A 17,834-nucleotide genomic window follows, 5' to 3' on the forward strand; every position below is an offset into this window, starting at 1 on the left:
GAGCTGACTTCGTCAGTTCTATCTACAACCTCAAAACAGTGTTTTGAGCTGACTTCGTCAGTTTCATCTACAACCTCAAAGCAGTGCTTTGAGCAGCCTGCGGCTAGCTTCCTAGTTTGCTCTTTGATTTTCATTGAGTATAGGCATAGTGACTGGTTTCAGAAAAAGGCCTTACCAGACGCTTTTGATTCTGGTAGGGCCTTTTCTTTATTCTTTTAAGTGATAGGAGTAGCTAGCGACAACGACGTCTTGGTGCCAACGAAGGGCGTATTTGAGTTTGAGGCTCATTTGATTGTGTAGAATATTTTGCCAAGGTTTATTAGGGATAAACTGGGGAACGAGGACAGTGACTGTATAGTTCTTTTTCTGGGCATCTTCAGAGATTCGTTTGACATACTTGACAGTAGGGGTGATGATGTCGCGGTAGCTGGTCTTGATATTTTTCAAAGTGATATTTGGGAAGTAATCAGCAAATTCTTGGAGAATTTCTTGGTCTTTTTCTGCTGTTTCCTTAGTAGAAATATGCATGGCTAGGACTTCGTCACCGATACTTTGAGCGTAGTTAATGGCTCCGACACTGACTCGGGTGACATTTCCTACTAGGACCAGAACCAGATTGCCGTCGTAAGTACGTTTTTCGATGCCTTCATAGAGTCGCAGTTGTTGAGCTACTTTTTGGTAATGACTGTGAATCGCCAAGAAGAGTAGGGTGAGTACGAGAATAATCGGGAAGAAAGGCCAGATATCACTGAGACGGAAAAAGAGCAAGATTAGTACAATCGCGTAGCAAATGATAGCTCCAAGAATATTGGCAAGGGCAGGTTTTAAGAAATTTGCCCCTTTTTCTTTTTTCCAATGGCGAATCATCCCAGTCTGAGAAAGGGCAAAGGGAACGAAGACCCCGATAGTATAAAGGGGAATCAAACGTTCGGTATTGCCATTAAAAATGAGAAGAAGAATCATAGCTCCAAATGCCAGAGTTAAAATTCCATTAGAGTAGCCTAGGCGGTCTCCTTTTTCCATAAAGAGATGGGGCATGTATTTGTTTTTAGCCATATTGTAAGCTAGCATAGGGAAGGCTGAAAAGCCAGTATTTGCAGCTACGGCTAAAATCAAGGCTGTGGAGAATTGGAAGATATAATACCCAAGGTGGCCTAAGAAGGAAGTGCCAAGGATGCCTTGAGCCATCTGTGAAAGAATAGTTTCTCCGTGTTGAGGCATAATCCCCATCCAGTAGTTTAGGAAGGTGATACCAGCAAAAAGAAAACCTAAAATCAGTGACATAATGGTCAAGGTTTGGGCGGCATTCTTTTCTTTTGGGGCCTTGAAAAAGGGAACAGCATTTGAAATAGCTTCAACCCCTGTCAGAGAGGCCGATCCGCTGGTAAAAGCTCTTAGGATGAGAACGATAGACAGGCTCGGAACAGCATGCCCAATAGGTGAAGTTGCCTGATAGCTGAGAGAACCAGTTACTAGTTGAAAGATTCCATAGAGCAAGAGAAAGACAGTACTGATGATAAAGAGATAGACAGGAATCATCAGTGAACTGGCAGATTCTTTTAAGCCCCGTAAGTTCAAGAGCATGAGCAAGCAAACCAAAAAAATGGAGATGTGGAGGTTGTAAGGGTGAAGAGCAGGGAGAGCTGCTGTGATAGCGTCAGCTCCAGATGCAACGGATACCGCTACGGTCAACATATAGTCAACCAGCAGACTACCTCCAGCTATTAAGCCAAGTTCGGGAGATAGATTTTCTCGAGTAACCATATATGCCCCTCCCCCTTGAGGATAGGCATGGATGATTTGACGGTAGGAAACGGTCAGGCTAGCTAGAAGCAGGAGGACAAAGAGGCCGATAGGAAGGCTCCACCATATAGCTAGAGGAGAGAGACTAGCCAAGACGAGGACTACTTGCTCAGGCCCATAGGCGATGGAGGACAGAGCGTCGCTTGACAACATGGCTAGTGCCTGCATTTTTCCCAGTAGTCCCCCTTCACCTTCGGTTAAGGACTTAAGAGGACGACCGATAAAGGTCTGTTTTAATTTTGTAAACATAATTGTTTCCTTTGTTAAAAAATTCAATAAGTGCTATTATACTGCTTTGAAAAAATAGCGTCAAGAGAGGACAATAGATTTTAGAATATTTTGTATAGATGAGGAGAGAGGTCAGTTTTTTTGCTATAATAGAAGATAGAAAACGAGGTTAGAAGAGATGATTTTTGATACACATACTTAGAGTGTCTGGAGTGCAGTTTAAGGCCTCATGACATTATTGAGGCACAAATTAACCATAAAATTAACCAAAGGAAAGTCAAAGTAGCATACAAAAAGAGGAATTCATTGAGAGTTCCTCTTTTAATCTATGTTTTTGACAATTTCATTGAACAAAGAAATGATTTTTAACTTTTTTGTGTGTGATAAATCTGAGATGTTATCGATCAATGTAGTTATAGGGACGGAATTATTTGAAAGCGGGAAATTAAAGAAGTCTTCTACGGTCATACCTAAAGCTGTAAGAACCCTTTCAAGTGTGTGTATTTTAAAATCGTATTTCATATTCTCGATATTTTGTATTGCTTTAACACCTAGTCCGGCTTGATTGGATAATTGTTCTTGGCTAAGATTCTGTTCTTTTCTACATTCTCGTATACGTTCTGCTATGTATTTTTGTAATTGATTAGCTTCCATCCGTAATTTCCTCTTTTGTACTATTCTACTATCCTTTATATGATTTTTTAAGTACAATTAACTATCCAAAAAAAAGATATAGGATAGCAAACTGTACAATTTTGTGTTAAAATAGATAAAAAACAATACAATAGGAGTGTGGTCTTATGTTAGTATATTCTGCTGCAACTGCAAAATCGTATAGTGTTTACCATAAAACTAAAGTAATGAGTACCAGTCAAAAAGAACAATTATATAGGGCTTTTAAAAAGTATGCTATAGAGGAATTTAAAAGAACAGAAAAGTTAATGAGTTATAACTATGATGGAAGAACTAAATTTTTCTCTAGAAATGTATTTAATGCTAGTTTTTATAGTTTTTATCAATCTAGATATTTCAGAGATACGCCTTTATATGATAAATTACCTACTTGGCTTTATTTTAATACTGGAAAAGATGTAGAAACAATATGTAAAAGAACTATAACATTAATAAAAGCTGCTGGCTATAAAGCAGAATATAATTATAAAAATGGTATTACAATGTGGAAAGTTAAAAAGTAGAATGGTAGGAAAATAACATAAGTTTTCGCTTATTGAATGATTTTTTACAAACAAGTAAAGAAGAACGCGTAGAGGTATAGGAATGGCATTTTCAGGACAAAAACAATTAGATGGCACATCTATTCAAGAAAGGGTGACTATATTATATGAGTACCTAGTTTTGGGTAGAAGTATGGATCAAATAGCATTAGACTATTACGGTGATAAAAACTGGATAATTTCCGCAGTATGTCAAGGGTATTCTGAGAAAGGAGGAAAGAATCGAGGTAAGGTAAAAGCTACCCAAGAGGATGTTTTACGCTTTATTCAAGCTTATCCGGATGGTACCAGTGATATTGGACTTACATTAGGTGAATTTCTTCAAAACAGAAGTTTTTCGAATACAAGAAATTTTGGAAGCGAATACTATAAAACTAATTCTAGTAATGATTCTTTTTCACCACATAAAGAGAGTCTCATTAAAACTCATTCTAGTAATGATTCTTCTTCAATACAAGATAGTCTCCTTGGGTTAGGTTGCAGTATAGTTGTTTTAATTGTTTTAGCTATGACAGGTCTGATATTAAAGTGGTGGATTATCAGTTTGATTGCAGTATTTGTTGCTATAGCGTGCTTTGCAGGTCTAAATGATGGTTTATAGGAGAAGTGGTATGTCATTTGGTTTATTAAAAGATTTTTTGGAAACGACTGAGGAAGAACGTGTAGAAGTTCTCTATCGCTATCTGGTAAAAGGTGAAACAGGAAGTTATATTGCTGAGGATTTTTATAGTAATAAAAATTATGCATGGAAAATTTCTGCTATTACACAAGGATATTGTGAAAAAGGCGGCAAAAATCGTGGTAAAATTTCGGTTACTAAATCTGAAATTAAATCTTTTGTTGAATCCTATCCAACTGGTACCTACGATACAGGATTGACTATTTCAGACTGGTTGGAACAAAGTAAAACACAAAAGATAAAGCAGAGTGTACCTCATTTAACTGGTACTTTGGGGGATGTGATTAACACAATGAATAATATTATTTATACTCCTCAAAGGACGAATGAGGGAAATGATAGGATTTTAAATTATATTTATTCGCAGGGATTGGGTTTTGCATCAGAATATAAGTATTCAATTGTTTTAGATGGAGATCTAGATAAAAAAATATCTGAAGTAGACGGCCTTTTGGCAACTTCACGTGAACACATATATTATGTCGCAGTTTTTGATGATTATCTTGTTTATATTTTGGGAGCATTGAATAGGATGAGTACAGATTTACTAATTCCGTTTAAAGAAATTGAAAAGTTTGTTCCAAAGGAAGAAGAATCAGTTCCCAAGTTTGATTTACTGTATAAAGGGAAGACAGAATTTGGAAATAATTATCGAGTCACACTTCCATTTGTAAATTATAAAAATGAAAACATTGAGAAATTATATATTATATTGACCTTGCAATATGAAAATTGGAGGTTAAACGGCCAAAGAAATTATAGTAGCCAACTACCAAAAATAAGGAAGCAAATGGGAGCGAATGCGACTAATTTTATTGGAGTTATTTTATATCGATACTTACATGACGGATTATCTATTGACTCAATAGTAAAGGAAATTTTTTCCAAAGATCAATGGAGAAATGGGCTAAAAGCTATTGCAAAGTTACTCTTTTTTGATTATCGTTTGCGAGTTTCAGATAAAGGTAAACTAAAGGAAAAGACATTAAGTCCAGTAGATTTTGAAAGATTCGTTGAACATTTTTATAATGGTATTCGAGTTGATAAAGAAGAAATGGCTGGAGGAATACCAGAGCAAAATGGCTTATATGTTTTAAAAAGTTTTTTTAAGGATAGATAATAATATGACTAATTATCGCGATCTTCGTTTCCCAAAACAATTCGGTGATTTTTCAGAATCTTTGGTAATGTATATTTTAGGATTAAATAATTGGTCAGTTGCTCTCATTGATCACGTTGGTGCAGATGTAATAGCTGTCAGAAGGACTGGAGAATTCCAAAGACTAGCCATTTCTGTGAAGGGAAGGAATTTTCCAGACACGGAAAGTAAATCATTTGATTTTGATAGGAATAACATAAACAAATTGAAAGATACAGCTAACATGCTAGGGATGATCCCAGCAGTTTCATTTGTATTTGTTGATACACAGGAAGGTATAAGAAAAATCAGAATTATTATGGCTGAGTTAAGTACGTTAGAATGGTTAGCAGAGAATTCAGAAGCATACTTTGTTAATTATAATAGTAAAAATGGAATACAAATTAAATTTACACAGTCACAAAGAACAAACCATTTGGAAAATATTAAACAAACATCCAATATTTTTTATTCAGAGTTAGTGTTTAATGATGATAATGTTTTTCAGTGATTGAATTTAATATATTTATGTGTGAGTTAATCAGTCAGTGGTGTATGAAAGTCCATAAATTGGTGAATGATTATGAATTTTTTATGATATATATAGCGAGTGAAACGCATAGCAGTTATACGATTTGGTATAACTGCTATTTTTTATACATCTGACTGTTTCTTATCTAAAATGACTACTAAGTTTTTTCCACTGACGATAGCGTGAAGAGACAAACTCGATATAGTTGGTAAATCCCAGCAGGAGGTACCAACATATGGTAGATTTAACAAAAGTAGAACAACGTAGAGAAGAAGCAATTAAAAAAGCTAAATTATCTGGTGATTGGCCTAAGGTAGAAAACTTATTAAATCAGTCTTATGAGAATTTATGTAGAAAAGATAGATATTATGGTCTTTGTAGTTTAGACAGTAGAACGGGTAACACAGGTTCTTTGTTAGATACGATAGCCGATGATAATGACCCATTGTCTCTCTTAATTAAAAAAGAAGAAATTGCTATTATAAATGATGCTATTGAGAAGATATTGAGTGACAGAGATAGAAAAATTTTATATGGAGTGGTTGAAGGTAGATCGTACTCAAGTCTTGCAAAAGAAGTTGGACTTAGTGACAAAACTGTCAAAAGACAGTATGAGCGTATTATAGAGAGAATAAAAAAATTCATAATATCCTCCGAATTTTGCTGAAATTTCTCCTTATAAGTAGGAGGTGATTTTAAATGTTGTTATCTGTAATCGTCACAGTGTTTATTTCGTTAAAAGTAGACGATTTTTGCAGTATAAACAAAAGAAATATGAGGGAGCTATGTAGTTATGTTATAATTAAGCTATGCTACATAGCTTTCCGTTGCTTTAAAAAGTAGAAGGATAAAAAATGTTTAATAGATTATGTTGCTCATGGATATGATGAGAGAATCCTACAGACAACGAAAACAGTAGGTTCTGTCAGGACAATAGTTTTAAGTGAACGCTGCTTGGAAATTATTGAGTACTTTCGTAGGAACTGTTTTGATGAGGAGTTCATTTTTGTGACTGAGCAAGGTAACATTATGGGACAGCCTTTGTTATATAGATTTATCAAAAATATTTGTGAAGTAGTGTTGGGTGGGCACAGATCCTATAATATTCACATGCTTAGACATTCGCATATTAGTTTGTTGGCTGAACTAGGAATACCCATAAAGGCTATTATGGAGCGAGTTGGACATAGAGATGAATCTATCACTTTAAGGATCTATAGTCATGTAACAAAAAATATACAAGATGAATTGAGAGAGAAACTTAATCAAATTCATCTGTAGATACTAACCATAGAACTAACCAAGTACTAACCAAAGTAGATAGAAACTAGGGGAAATATAGGGAAGTATAGAAGAGAGAAAGTCTTTTCTTTTGGTAGTTAAGGAACATTGAGGAAAGAGAAGGAAATATAGTATGGATATTTTTGATACACATACACACTTGAATGTAGAAGAATTTGCAGGTCGTGAGGCAGAAGAAGTTGCCTTGGCTGCTGAGATGGGTGTGACACAGATGAATATTGTTGGTTTTGATAAACCGACGATTGAGCGTGCCTTGGAGTTGGTAGATGAGTATGACCAACTCTATGCGACGATTGGTTGGCATCCGACAGAAGCTGGAACTTATACAGAGGAGATTGAAGCCTACTTGCTTGATAAGCTCAAGCATCCCAAGGTTGTTGCTTTAGGTGAGATTGGTTTGGATTATCATTGGATGACAGCGCCAAAAGAGATGCAGGAGCAGGTTTTTCGCCGTCAGATTCAGCTATCTAAGGACTTGGATTTGCCTTTTGTTGTCCATACCCGTGATGCGCTAGAAGATACCTATGAGATTATCAAGAGCGAGGGCGTTGGTCCTCGAGGTGGGATTATGCACTCATTCTCAGGTTCTTTGGAGTGGGCTGAGAAGTTTGTGGAGCTTGGTATGACCATTTCCTTCTCAGGAGTAGTGACTTTCAAGAAGGCAACTGACATCCAAGAAGCAGCTAAAGAGTTACCTTTGGACAAGATTTTGGTGGAAACAGATGCGCCTTACTTAGCTCCTGTTCCCAAGCGTGGTCGCGAAAACAAAACAGCCTATACGCGCTATGTAGTGGACTTTATAGCGGATTTGCGTGGGATGACGACCGAGGAACTGGCGGCAGCAACGACAGCAAATGCAGAACGAATTTTTGGATTGGACAGCAAGTAATGAAAGAAAAAATTTCCCAAGTTATCGTGGTCGAAGGGCGCGATGATACGGCCAATCTCAAACGCTATTTCGATGTAGAGACCTATGAGACCCGAGGTTCTGCCATCAATGAGCAGGATTTAGAGCGGATTCAGCGCCTGCACCAACGTCATGGAATCATTGTCTTTACAGACCCAGATTTTAATGGGGAGCGGATTCGTCGCATGATTATGACGGCTATTCCAACAGTTCAGCATGCCTTCCTCAAACGAGATGAAGCTGTTCCTAAGTCCAAGACCAAGGGCCGTTCTCTGGGAATTGAGCATGCCAGCTATGAAGATCTGAAAACGGCTCTAGCTCAGGTGACAGAACAATTTGAACATGAGAGTCAGTTTGATATCAGTCGTAGCGACTTGATTCGCCTTGGTTTTCTAGCAGGGGCAGATAGCCGTAAGCGCAGAGAATATCTTGGAGAGGCTCTCCGAATCGGCTATTCCAACGGCAAGCAACTTCTTAAACGCCTAGAGTTGTTTGGGATCACCTTGGCAGAAGTGGAAGAAGCTATGAAATCTTATGAGGATAGCTAAGCAGACCCCAAATGTAAGGGGAATGTGTTACAATAGAAGTAACAGATAATAGAAAAGAGAATAGATGAGAATTGCAGATTATAGCGTGACCAAGGCAGTGCTGGAGCGTCACGGTTTTACTTTTAAAAAGTCCTTCGGGCAAAATTTTTTGACGGATACCAATATCCTTCAAAAGATTGTAGATACAGCTGAGATTGATGACCAGGTCAATGTCATTGAAATCGGGCCAGGGATTGGTGCCTTGACGGAATTTTTGGCTGAGCGTGCAGCTGAGGTCATGGCCTTTGAGATTGACCACCGTTTGGTGCCAATTTTGGCAGATACCCTGCGTGATTTTGACAATGTGACCGTGGTCAACGAGGATATTCTCAAGGTTGACTTGGCGCAACATATCCAGAATTTTAAAAATCCTGACCTGCCAATCAAGGTAGTGGCTAATTTGCCTTATTACATCACGACACCTATTCTCATGCACTTGATAGAGAGTGGGATTCCTTTTAGTGAGTTTGTGGTTATGATGCAAAAGGAAGTGGCGGACCGCATTTCCGCTCAACCGAATACCAAGGCTTATGGTAGCTTGTCGATTGCGGTTCAGTACTACATGACTGCCAAGGTTGCCTTCATCGTGCCTCGTACGGTATTTGTGCCAGCGCCAAACGTGGATTCTGCTATTTTGAAAATGGTGCGCCGTCCAGAACCAGCTGTAGCAGTGGAAGACGAGAATTTCTTCTTTAAGGTTTCTAAGGCTAGTTTCACTCATCGACGCAAGACTTTATGGAATAACCTGACAGGTTACTTTGGCAAGACTGAAGAAGTTAAGGACAAGCTGACCAAGGCTTTGGACCAAGCAGGCTTGTCACCAAGTGTGCGTGGGGAAGCTCTCAGCTTGGAAGAATTTGCCAGCCTATCAGATGCACTTAAAGGGCAAGGACTCTAAGATGCAGGGACAAATCATTAAAGCCTTGGCTGGGTTCTACTATGTAGAGAGTGAGGGCCAGGTTTATCAGACGCGCGCGCGTGGAAATTTCCGTAAAAAAGGTCATACCCCTTATGTTGGGGACTGGGTCGATTTTTCTGCCGAGGAAAATTCAGAAGGCTATATTCTCAAGATTCACGAACGCAAAAACAGTCTAGTCCGTCCTCCCATTGTCAATATTGACCAAGCTGTAGTAATCATGTCCGTCAAGGAACCTGAATTTAACAACAATTTGCTGGATCGTTTCTTGGTTCTATTAGAGCACAAGGGCATCCATCCCATCGTCTATATTTCCAAGATGGATTTGTTGGAAGATAGGGGAGAACTGGATTTTTATGAACAGACTTATGCTGATATCGGCTATGACTTTGTGACCAGTAAAGAGGAACTCCTGCCCTTGTTAACAGGCAAGGTTACAGTCTTTATGGGGCAGACAGGTGTTGGGAAGTCAACTCTTCTCAATAAAATCGCACCAGACCTCAATCTTGAAACAGGAGAAATTTCAGACAGTCTGGGTCGTGGGCGCCACACTACTCGAGCAGTTAGTTTTTATAATCTCAATGGAGGTAAAATCGCAGATACACCGGGATTTTCATCCTTGGACTATGAAGTGTCAACGGCTGAAGACCTCAATCAGGCCTTCCCAGAGATTGCTACTGTCAGCCGAAACTGCAAATTCCGCACTTGTACCCATACCCATGAGCCGTCCTGTGCAGTGAAGCCGGCAGTAGAAGAGGGTGCCATTGCTACCTTCCGTTTTGACAACTACCTGCAATTCCTCAGTGAAATTGAAAATCGCAGAGAAACCTATAAAAAGGTCAGCAAAAAAATTCCAAAATAAGGAGAAACCTATGTCTCAATACAAGATTGCTCCGTCAATTCTGGCAGCAGATTATGCCAACTTTGAACGTGAAATCAAACGCCTAGAAGCAACTGGTGCAGAATATGCCCATATCGATATCATGGATGGTCATTTTGTACCGCAAATCAGTTTTGGTGCAGGTGTGGTCGAAGCTCTTCGCCCTCATAGCAAGATGGTCTTTGACTGCCACTTGATGGTAGCTAATCCAGAGCATCATTTAGAAGACTTTGCGCGTGCAGGTGCCGATATCATCAGCATCCATGCGGAAGCAACGCCTCATATTCATGGCGCCCTTCAAAAAATTCGTTCACTCGGAGTTAAGCCTTCAGTCGTTATCAATCCTGGCACACCAGTTGAAGCCATCAAGCACGTCCTTCATCTAGTTGAGCAAGTCTTAGTCATGACGGTTAACCCTGGATTTGGCGGTCAAGCTTTCCTACCAGAAACCATGGATAAGGTTCGTGAGTTGGTTGCTCTTCGTCAGGAAAAGGGTTTGAACTTTGAGATTGAAGTGGATGGTGGGATTGATGACCAAACTATTGCTCTAGCCAAAGAAGCTGGTGCGACCGTTTTTGTAGCAGGTTCCTATGTCTTTAAGGGAGATGTCAATGAGCGAGTACAAACTCTCAGAAAACAACTGGACTAGGGTTGCCGTTTTTGCAGGAGGAGACCGCGGTCACTACCGTACAGACTTCGATTGCTTTGTCGGAGTGGATAGAGGTTCGCTTTGGGTCTTGGAGGAAGATTTGCCTCTTGCTCTAGCAGTCGGAGATTTTGATTCTGTGACGGAAGAAGAGCGACAGGTGATTCAAAAACGTGCCCAGCATTTTGTCCAAGCCCGACCAGAAAAAGATGATACAGATTTGGAATTGGCTCTCTTAACCATCTTTGAGAAAAATCCTCAGGCTCAGGTCACTATTTTCGGTGCTTTGGGTGGACGTATTGATCATATGCTGGCCAATGTTTTTCTTCCTAGCAATCCCAAGTTGGCGCCTTATATGCGCCAGATAGAAATTGAGGATGGGCAAAATTTGATTGCCTATTGTCCAGAAGGAACCAGTCAGCTAGAACCCCGCTCGGACTATGACTATCTAGCCTTTATGCCGGTTCGGGATAGCCGGCTGACCATTCTTGGAGCTAAGTATGAGTTGACAGAGGAAAATTTTTTCTTTAAAAAAGTGTACGCTTCTAACGAATATATAGATAGGGAAGTTTCGGTGACTTGCCCAGATGGTTATGTGGTCGTGTTGCATAGCAAGGACAGGAGATAGGATGGAAAGTTTACTTATTCTATTATTGATTGCTAACCTGGTAGGCCTCTTTCTCATTTGGCAAAGGCAGGATAAGCAGGAAAAATATCTGACCAAGAGCTTGGAGGATCAGGCAGATCACTTGTCAGACCAGTTGGATTACCGCTTTGAACAAGCCAGACAAGCCAGTCAGTTGGATCAAAAAGACTTAGAAGTGGCTGTCAGCGACCGTTTGCAAGAAGTGCGAATGGAATTGCACCAAGGCCTGACTCAGGTCCGTCAAGAAATGACAGAGAATCTCTTGCAAACTAGGGATAAGACCGACCAACGTCTTCAAGCCCTGCAGGAATCAAATGAGCAACGTTTGGAACAAATGCGCCAAACAGTCGAGGAAAAACTAGAAAAGACCTTACAGACACGCTTGCAGGCTTCCTTTGAGACAGTTTCCAAGCAATTGGAGTCTGTCAATCGTGGTCTTGGAGAAATGCAGACAGTTGCCCGTGATGTCGGAGCCCTTAATAAGGTTCTCACTGGAACCAAGACGCGAGGGATTCTGGGTGAATTGCAATTGGGGCAAATTATTGAGGACATCATGACACCTGCACAGTACGAACGAGAATACGCAACGGTTGAAAACTCCAGTGAACGAGTGGAGTATGCCATTAAGTTACCCGGACAAGGAGACCAAGAATACGTCTATCTACCAATTGACTCCAAGTTTCCATTGGCTGATTATTACCGCTTGGAAGAAGCCTATGAAGCAGGTAACAAGGATGAAATCGAACGGTGTCGTAAGTCGCTCTTAGCAAGCGTCAAGCGCTTTGCCAAGGATATCAGGAGCAAGTACATAGCACCGCCTCGGACGACTAATTTTGGAGTTTTGTTTGTTCCGACAGAAGGTCTCTACTCAGAAATCGTCCGCAATCCTGTCTTCTTTGATGATTTGAGACGGGAGGAGCAGATTATTGTCGCAGGTCCAAGTACCCTGTCAGCTCTCCTCAATTCCCTATCAGTTGGTTTCAAAACTCTCAATATCCAAAAGAGTGCCGATCATATCAGCAAAACGCTTTCCAGCGTCAAGACCGAGTTTGGCAAGTTTGGTGGCATTCTGGTCAAGGCACAAAAACATCTCCAACATGCCTCTGGCAATATTGATGAATTATTAAACCGTCGTACCACAGCTATCGAGCGGACGCTCCGTCACATTGAGTTATCAGAAGGTGAGCCTGCGCTTGATCTACTCCATTTCCAAGAAAACGAGGAAGAATATGAAGATTAGTCACATGAAAAAAGATGAGTTGTTTGAAGGCTTTTACCTAATCAAATCAGCTGACCTGAGGCAGACACGAGCTGGGAAAAACTACCTAGCCTTTACCTTCCAAGATGATAGTGGCGAGATTGAAGGGAAGCTCTGGGATGCTCAACCTCATAACGTTGAGGCCTTTACCGCAGGTAAGGTTGTCCACATGAAAGGGCGCCGAGAAGTTTATAACAACACCCCTCAAGTCAATCAAATTACTCTTCGCCTGCCTCAACCGGGCGAACCCAATGATCCAGCTGATTTCAAGGTCAAGTCGCCAGTTGATGTCAAGGAAATCCGTGACTATATGTCGCAAATGATTTTTAAAATTGAAAATCCTGTTTGGCAAAGGATTGTCCGAAATCTCTACACCAAGTATGATAAGGAATTTTACTCCTATCCAGCTGCCAAGACCAACCATCATGCCTTTGAAACGGGCTTGGCTTATCATACGGCGACCATGGTGCGTTTGGCAGATGCTATTAGCGAAGTTTATCCTCAGCTCAATAAGAGTCTGCTCTATGCGGGGATTATGCTGCATGACTTGGCTAAGGTCATCGAGTTGACGGGACCAGATCAGACCGAGTACACAGTGCGAGGTAATCTTCTTGGACATATCGCTCTGATTGATAGCGAAATTACCAAGACAGTTATGGAACTTGGCATCGATGATACCAAGGAAGAAGTCGTTTTGCTCCGCCACGTCATCCTCAGTCACCATGGCTTACTTGAGTATGGAAGTCCAGTCCGTCCACGCATTATGGAAGCAGAGATTATCCATATGATTGACAATCTGGATGCTAGCATGATGATGATGTCAACAGCTCTTGCTTTGGTGGATAAGGGAGAGATGACCAATAAAATCTTCGCTATGGACAATCGTTCCTTCTATAAACCAGATTTAGATTAATAATTTAAGAAAAATGAGCATTTTTTAGGATAAGAATGTTCGTTTTTTTATGTGAATATGGTATAATAGATAAAATATCAAAATTAAATGAAGTGGGAAATAGAAATGAAATTAAGAAGAAGTGATCGGATGGTTGTCATTTCCAACTATTTGATTAATAATCCTTATAAACTAACTAGTCTCAATACTTTTGCTGAAAAGTATGAATCTGCTAAATCATCCATCTCAGAAGATATCGTCATTATCAAACGTGCCTTTGAGGAAATTGAAATCGGTCATATCCAAACAGTAACTGGTGCTGGTGGAGGTGTCATTTTCACACCATCAATCTCAAGCCATGATGCTAAGGAAATGGTTGAAGACTTGCGTGCCAAGTTGTCAGAAAGTGACCGTATCTTGCCAGGTGGCTATATCTACCTGTCTGATTTGCTTAGCACACCAGCCATCTTGAAAAATATTGGTCGCATTATTGCCAAGAGCTTTATGGATCAAAAAATTGATGCGGTTATGACAGTAGCGACTAAGGGTGTTCCACTTGCAAATGCAGTTGCCAATGTCCTCAATGTTCCTTTTGTTATTGTGCGCCGTGACCTGAAAATTACCGAAGGTTCAACTGTCAGCGTCAACTATGTTTCAGGTTCAAGTGGTGACCGCATTGAGAAAATGTTCCTTTCAAAACGCAGTCTCAAGGCTGGCAGCCGTGTCTTGATTGTGGATGACTTCTTGAAAGGCGGAGGAACTGTCAACGGGATGATTAGTCTCTTGCGTGAGTTTGATTCAGAATTGGCAGGTGTAGCGGTCTTTGCGGATAATGCTCAAGAAGAACGCGAAAAGCAGTTTGACTACAAGTCACTCTTGAAGGTAACCAATATTGATGTCAAGAACCAAGCTATCGATGTTGAGGTTGGTAATATCTTTGACGAAGATAAATAAGAGATAGAACTAAAGGTTGGAACGATTGTCCCAGCCTTTCTTTGCAAATAGAATAGAAGGAAACTTATGAAAACACCATTTATCAATAAAGAAGACTTAGAAAAGATTGTTGCCGAGTTCCCAACTCCCTTTCACTTATATGATGAGAAGGGGATTCGTGAGAAGGCAAGGGCCGTCAACCAAGCCTTTTCGTGGAACAAGGGCTTTAAGGAATATTTTGCAGTTAAGGCTACTCCAACACCAGCTATCTTGAAAATCCTTCAAGAGGAAGGCTGTGGTGTGGACTGCTCTAGTTATGTGGAGCTCTTGATGAGTCATAAACTGGATTTCCCTGGTTCTGAGATTATGTTCTCTTCAAACAACACGCCGGATAAGGAATACGCCTATGCGCGTGAATTGGGTGCGACCATTAACTTGGATGCCTTTGAAGATATTGAACATCTAGAGCGAGCTGCAGGCATTCCAGAAATCATCTCATGTCGTTACAATCCTGGAGGCGTTTTTGAGCTAGGAACAGATATTATGGATAATCCTGGAGAAGCCAAGTTTGGCATGACCAAGGACCAGCTCTTTGAAGCTTTTGCCATCTTGAAGGAAAAAGGAGCCAAGACTTTTGGGATTCACTCTTTTCTAGCGTCCAATACCGTGACCCATCTCTATTATCCAGAGTTGGCTCGTCAGCTTTTTGAATTGGCTGTTGAAATCAAGGAAAAGTTGGGCATTTCGCTAGACTTTATCAATCTTTCTGGCGGTATTGGTGTCAATTATCGTCCAGATCAGGAACCAAATGACATCGCCTTGATTGGTGAGGGAGTTCGTAAGGTGTATGAAGAGGTCCTTACGCCAGCAGGTCTTGGTAAGGTTAAGATTTTCACAGAATTGGGTCGCTTTATGTTAGCTCCTCACGGTGCTCTCGTCACAAGAGTCACTCATAAGAAGAAAACTTACCGTACCTATCTAGGTGTGGATGCATCAGCAGTCAACCTCATGCGTCCAGCCATGTACGGAGCCTACCACCATATCACCAATCTGACTCATCCAGAAGGACCAGCTGAGGTGGTAGATGTGGTTGGTTCACTCTGTGAAAACAATGATAAATTTGCAGTGAATCGCGAACTGCCTCATACAGAAATCGGTGATTTGCTGGTAATTCATGATACAGGTGCTCACGGTTTTTCAATGGGCTACCAGTACAATGCTAAACTTCGTTCTGCGGAAATCCTCTATACCGAAGAAGGAAAAGCCCGTCAAATCCGCCGTGCAGAGCGCCCTGAGGACTACTTTGCAACCTTGTATGGCTTTGATTTTGAAGAATAAAATGATAAGTAATTGAAAATGAAATTGAAAAACAGATTGCTTTCTAAAAAATAGGCAAAAATCTTGTTTTTCCTTCAAGTCATGATATAATAAAACTATAAAACGTTTTCAAGGAAGGTAACGATATGTCTGAAGAAACAATTGATTATGGACAAGTGACAGGAATGGTGCATTCGACAGAAAGCTTTGGGTCAGTAGATGGGCCTGGTATTCGCTTTATTGTCTTTTTGCAGGGCTGTCACATGCGTTGCCAGTATTGCCACAACCCGGACACTTGGGCTATGGAGTCCAATAAATCACGTGAACGGACGGTAGATGATGTCTTGGCAGAGGCCTTGCGCTACCGTGGTTTCTGGGGAAATAAGGGTGGGATTACAGTCAGTGGAGGAGAAGCCCTCTTGCAGATTGATTTCTTGATTGCCCTCTTTACCAAGGCTAAGGAACAAGGAATCCACTGTACCTTGGATACCTGTGCCCTTCCTTTCCGTAATAAACCACGTTACCTTGAAAAGTTTGACAAACTCATGGCTGTCACTGACTTGGTTCTTTTGGATATCAAGGAAATCAACGAAGCACAGCATAAGATTGTCACTAGCCAAACCAATAAAAATATCTTGGCTTGTGCCCAGTATTTATCAGATATTGGAAAACCTGTCTGGATTCGCCACGTGCTAGTTCCAGGATTGACAGACAGAGACGATGACTTGATTGAACTTGGGAAGTTCGTCAAGACCCTCAAAAATGTTGATAAGTTTGAAATTCTACCATATCACACTATGGGTGAGTTCAAATGGCGTGAACTGGGAATTCCTTATTCACTCGAAGGGGTTAAACCACCAACAGCAGACCGCGTGAAAAATGCTAAAAAACTCATGGATACCGAAAGTTATCAAGACTATATGAAACGTGTACATGGATAAAAAAGAAGCCTGATGGAAACATCGGGCTTTTAAGTTTACACAAATATATATAATTAAATAAAACAAAATTTTATACTCTTCGAAAATCTCTTCAAACTATGTCAGCTTCCATCTGCAACCTCAAAACAGTGTTTTGAGCAGCTTGCGGCTAGCTTCCTAGTTTGTTCTTTGATTTTCATTGAGTATTAAATCTTTTGACTCTTGAAATTCTGAAAAAAATCCGAAAATGAATATGTAAGATATAGTTACTTTTAGAAATATTAAATAGAATAGGAGAACATCATGGAACAAAGTATTACCATTAAAAATTTATGTAAGTCGTATGGCCAAGCTCAAATTTTAAAAGATATTTCTTTTGAAGCAAAAGCAGGTAGAGTGACTGCTTTCCTAGGTCCAAATGGAGCTGGAAAAAGTTCAACCTTACGTATTTTATTAGGATTAGACAAAGCAACATCTGGTCTTACCAAAATTGGAGATCAAACTTATAAGGAATTAAAATTTCCTCTAAAGACTGTAGGAGCTTCATTTGACAGTGTAGGTGCTCCTGATGATCGGACTGTTTATCAACATTTGAAAATTGTTGCTGCTAGTAATGGGATATCCAGTCAGCGAATTGATCAAGTCTTGGATATGGTGGATATTAGCCATAAGAAAAAATCTAAAATTGGAAAATTATCATTAGGAGAAGGACAACGCTTGGGAATTGCAACAGCTCTATTAGGAAATCCTCAATATCTGATATTGGATGAACCGACTAATGGGTTGGATCCAAGAGGAATTCGGTGGTTTAGAGAGTTTATAAAAAAACAAGCTCAAGAAGGGAAAACAGTCTTGCTATCATCTCATATATTATCGGAAGTGGAAGCAGTAACAGATGATGTAGTTATCATAAATAAAGGAAAAGTTCTTATAAAAGGGACTTTACAAGAAGTGATGAAAAATCTTTCCTCACTAGAAGAAGTCTTCTTTAATTTAACAGAGGGAGGAAAGTGAC

At 40.1% G+C, this 17,834-nt stretch carries 20 protein-coding genes; 18 read left to right on the forward strand and 2 right to left on the reverse strand.

Annotation, left to right across the window (positions count from 1 at the left end; all coding sequences use genetic code 11):
• Positions 1–207: 207 nt before the first annotated feature.
• Both ADH52_RS07350 and ADH52_RS07355 read right to left on the reverse strand, forming a co-directional pair.
• Positions 208–2,052: an APC family permease gene (locus ADH52_RS07350; RefSeq protein ID WP_049510762.1), complete on the reverse strand. Its 1,845-nt coding sequence runs from the start codon at positions 2,050–2,052 to the stop codon at positions 208–210.
• Positions 2,053–2,352: 300 nt separating this feature from the next.
• On the reverse strand, positions 2,353–2,685 hold the full coding sequence (locus ADH52_RS07355) for a helix-turn-helix domain-containing protein (protein ID WP_049510763.1): 333 nt from the start codon (positions 2,683–2,685) through the stop codon (positions 2,353–2,355).
• A gap of 146 nt (positions 2,686–2,831) precedes the next feature.
• Here ADH52_RS07355 and ADH52_RS07360 point away from each other — a divergent pair, with 146 nt between their 5' ends.
• From ADH52_RS07360 to ADH52_RS07445, 18 genes are all read left to right on the forward strand, one after another.
• On the forward strand, positions 2,832–3,227 hold the full coding sequence (locus tag ADH52_RS07360) for a hypothetical protein (protein WP_049510764.1): 396 nt from the start codon (positions 2,832–2,834) through the stop codon (positions 3,225–3,227).
• Positions 3,228–3,309: 82 nt separating this feature from the next.
• Positions 3,310–3,867: an ABC transporter ATP-binding protein gene (locus ADH52_RS07365; protein ID WP_049510765.1), complete on the forward strand. Its 558-nt coding sequence runs from the start codon at positions 3,310–3,312 to the stop codon at positions 3,865–3,867.
• A 10-nt stretch (positions 3,868–3,877) separates the two neighbouring features.
• Positions 3,878–5,065, forward strand: coding sequence for a hypothetical protein (locus tag ADH52_RS07370; protein ID WP_049510766.1), 1,188 nt, complete (start codon positions 3,878–3,880; stop codon positions 5,063–5,065).
• 4 nt (positions 5,066–5,069) lie between these two features.
• The gene (locus tag ADH52_RS07375; RefSeq protein ID WP_049510767.1) at positions 5,070–5,594 is read left to right on the forward strand and encodes a hypothetical protein; all 525 of its coding nucleotides are present in this window, start codon (positions 5,070–5,072) and stop codon (positions 5,592–5,594) included.
• 256 nt (positions 5,595–5,850) lie between these two features.
• Positions 5,851–6,282: a sigma-70 family RNA polymerase sigma factor gene (locus tag ADH52_RS07380; protein ID WP_049510769.1), complete on the forward strand. Its 432-nt coding sequence runs from the start codon at positions 5,851–5,853 to the stop codon at positions 6,280–6,282.
• A 227-nt stretch (positions 6,283–6,509) separates the two neighbouring features.
• On the forward strand, positions 6,510–6,896 hold the full coding sequence (locus ADH52_RS07385; RefSeq protein WP_414716422.1) for a tyrosine-type recombinase/integrase: 387 nt from the start codon (positions 6,510–6,512) through the stop codon (positions 6,894–6,896).
• A 133-nt stretch (positions 6,897–7,029) separates the two neighbouring features.
• A complete protein-coding gene (locus ADH52_RS07390) occupies positions 7,030–7,806 on the forward strand; it encodes a TatD family hydrolase (protein WP_049510771.1) in 777 nt (258 codons plus the stop codon).
• Positions 7,806–8,372, forward strand: coding sequence for a ribonuclease M5 (gene rnmV, locus ADH52_RS07395; protein ID WP_049510773.1), 567 nt, complete (start codon positions 7,806–7,808; stop codon positions 8,370–8,372). Before ADH52_RS07390 ends, rnmV begins: the two co-directional genes overlap by 1 nt.
• Positions 8,373–8,436: 64 nt before the next feature.
• Positions 8,437–9,309, forward strand: coding sequence for a 16S rRNA (adenine(1518)-N(6)/adenine(1519)-N(6))-dimethyltransferase RsmA (rsmA, locus tag ADH52_RS07400; RefSeq protein ID WP_049510774.1), 873 nt, complete (start codon positions 8,437–8,439; stop codon positions 9,307–9,309).
• A gap of 1 nt (position 9,310) precedes the next feature.
• Complete coding sequence (rsgA, locus tag ADH52_RS07405; RefSeq protein ID WP_049510821.1) at positions 9,311–10,189, forward strand: ribosome small subunit-dependent GTPase A; 879 nt, start codon at positions 9,311–9,313, stop codon at positions 10,187–10,189.
• A gap of 10 nt (positions 10,190–10,199) precedes the next feature.
• A complete protein-coding gene (gene rpe / locus ADH52_RS07410) occupies positions 10,200–10,856 on the forward strand; it encodes a ribulose-phosphate 3-epimerase (RefSeq protein WP_049510775.1) in 657 nt (218 codons plus the stop codon).
• Positions 10,819–11,481, forward strand: coding sequence for a thiamine diphosphokinase (locus ADH52_RS07415; protein WP_049510776.1), 663 nt, complete (start codon positions 10,819–10,821; stop codon positions 11,479–11,481). Before rpe ends, ADH52_RS07415 begins: the two co-directional genes overlap by 38 nt.
• Position 11,482: 1 nt before the next feature.
• Positions 11,483–12,739: a DNA recombination protein RmuC gene (rmuC, locus tag ADH52_RS07420; protein ID WP_049510777.1), complete on the forward strand. Its 1,257-nt coding sequence runs from the start codon at positions 11,483–11,485 to the stop codon at positions 12,737–12,739.
• Positions 12,729–13,670 carry a 3'-5' exoribonuclease YhaM family protein gene (locus ADH52_RS07425; protein ID WP_049492793.1) on the forward strand — a complete coding sequence of 314 codons (942 nt, stop codon included), beginning with the start codon at positions 12,729–12,731 and terminating at the stop codon, positions 13,668–13,670. The genes rmuC and ADH52_RS07425 overlap by 11 nt, the downstream gene beginning before the upstream one ends.
• A gap of 105 nt (positions 13,671–13,775) precedes the next feature.
• The gene (purR, locus tag ADH52_RS07430) at positions 13,776–14,603 is read left to right on the forward strand and encodes a pur operon repressor (RefSeq protein ID WP_004238844.1); all 828 of its coding nucleotides are present in this window, start codon (positions 13,776–13,778) and stop codon (positions 14,601–14,603) included.
• A 66-nt stretch (positions 14,604–14,669) separates the two neighbouring features.
• A complete protein-coding gene (locus tag ADH52_RS07435; protein WP_049510779.1) occupies positions 14,670–15,920 on the forward strand; it encodes a diaminopimelate decarboxylase in 1,251 nt (416 codons plus the stop codon).
• 125 nt (positions 15,921–16,045) lie between these two features.
• The gene (gene pflA, locus ADH52_RS07440; protein ID WP_049510780.1) at positions 16,046–16,840 is read left to right on the forward strand and encodes a pyruvate formate-lyase-activating protein; all 795 of its coding nucleotides are present in this window, start codon (positions 16,046–16,048) and stop codon (positions 16,838–16,840) included.
• Between the two features lie 282 nt (positions 16,841–17,122).
• Positions 17,123–17,833 carry an ABC transporter ATP-binding protein gene (locus ADH52_RS07445; protein ID WP_049510782.1) on the forward strand — a complete coding sequence of 237 codons (711 nt, stop codon included), beginning with the start codon at positions 17,123–17,125 and terminating at the stop codon, positions 17,831–17,833.
• The last annotated feature ends 1 nt before the right edge of the window (position 17,834 follow it).

The organism is Streptococcus pseudopneumoniae (genome assembly GCF_001072665.1).
Lineage (GTDB): Bacteria > Bacillota > Bacilli > Lactobacillales > Streptococcaceae > Streptococcus > Streptococcus pseudopneumoniae_S.

Excerpts from the sequence above, each read along its gene's own strand:
- ADH52_RS07375 (WP_049510767.1), top strand. The coding sequence starts at position 5,070 with ATGACTAATTATCGCGATCTTCGTTTCCCAAAACAATTCGGTGATTTT.
- ADH52_RS07350 (WP_049510762.1), bottom strand. The coding sequence starts at position 2,052 with ATGTTTACAAAATTAAAACAGACCTTTATCGGTCGTCCTCTTAAGTCC.
- rnmV (WP_049510773.1), top strand. The coding sequence starts at position 7,806 with ATGAAAGAAAAAATTTCCCAAGTTATCGTGGTCGAAGGGCGCGATGAT.
- ADH52_RS07360 (WP_049510764.1), top strand. The coding sequence starts at position 2,832 with ATGTTAGTATATTCTGCTGCAACTGCAAAATCGTATAGTGTTTACCAT.
- ADH52_RS07435 (WP_049510779.1), top strand. The coding sequence starts at position 14,670 with ATGAAAACACCATTTATCAATAAAGAAGACTTAGAAAAGATTGTTGCC.
- rsmA (WP_049510774.1), top strand. The coding sequence starts at position 8,437 with ATGAGAATTGCAGATTATAGCGTGACCAAGGCAGTGCTGGAGCGTCAC.
- rmuC (WP_049510777.1), top strand. The coding sequence starts at position 11,483 with ATGGAAAGTTTACTTATTCTATTATTGATTGCTAACCTGGTAGGCCTC.
- ADH52_RS07370 (WP_049510766.1), top strand. The coding sequence starts at position 3,878 with ATGTCATTTGGTTTATTAAAAGATTTTTTGGAAACGACTGAGGAAGAA.
- ADH52_RS07365 (WP_049510765.1), top strand. The coding sequence starts at position 3,310 with ATGGCATTTTCAGGACAAAAACAATTAGATGGCACATCTATTCAAGAA.
- ADH52_RS07355 (WP_049510763.1), bottom strand. The coding sequence starts at position 2,685 with ATGGAAGCTAATCAATTACAAAAATACATAGCAGAACGTATACGAGAA.
- ADH52_RS07390 (WP_049510771.1), top strand. The coding sequence starts at position 7,030 with ATGGATATTTTTGATACACATACACACTTGAATGTAGAAGAATTTGCA.
- ADH52_RS07415 (WP_049510776.1), top strand. The coding sequence starts at position 10,819 with ATGAGCGAGTACAAACTCTCAGAAAACAACTGGACTAGGGTTGCCGTT.
- ADH52_RS07425 (WP_049492793.1), top strand. The coding sequence starts at position 12,729 with ATGAAGATTAGTCACATGAAAAAAGATGAGTTGTTTGAAGGCTTTTAC.
- pflA (WP_049510780.1), top strand. The coding sequence starts at position 16,046 with ATGTCTGAAGAAACAATTGATTATGGACAAGTGACAGGAATGGTGCAT.
- purR (WP_004238844.1), top strand. The coding sequence starts at position 13,776 with ATGAAATTAAGAAGAAGTGATCGGATGGTTGTCATTTCCAACTATTTG.
- ADH52_RS07380 (WP_049510769.1), top strand. The coding sequence starts at position 5,851 with ATGGTAGATTTAACAAAAGTAGAACAACGTAGAGAAGAAGCAATTAAA.
- rsgA (WP_049510821.1), top strand. The coding sequence starts at position 9,311 with ATGCAGGGACAAATCATTAAAGCCTTGGCTGGGTTCTACTATGTAGAG.
- ADH52_RS07445 (WP_049510782.1), top strand. The coding sequence starts at position 17,123 with ATGGAACAAAGTATTACCATTAAAAATTTATGTAAGTCGTATGGCCAA.
- rpe (WP_049510775.1), top strand. The coding sequence starts at position 10,200 with ATGTCTCAATACAAGATTGCTCCGTCAATTCTGGCAGCAGATTATGCC.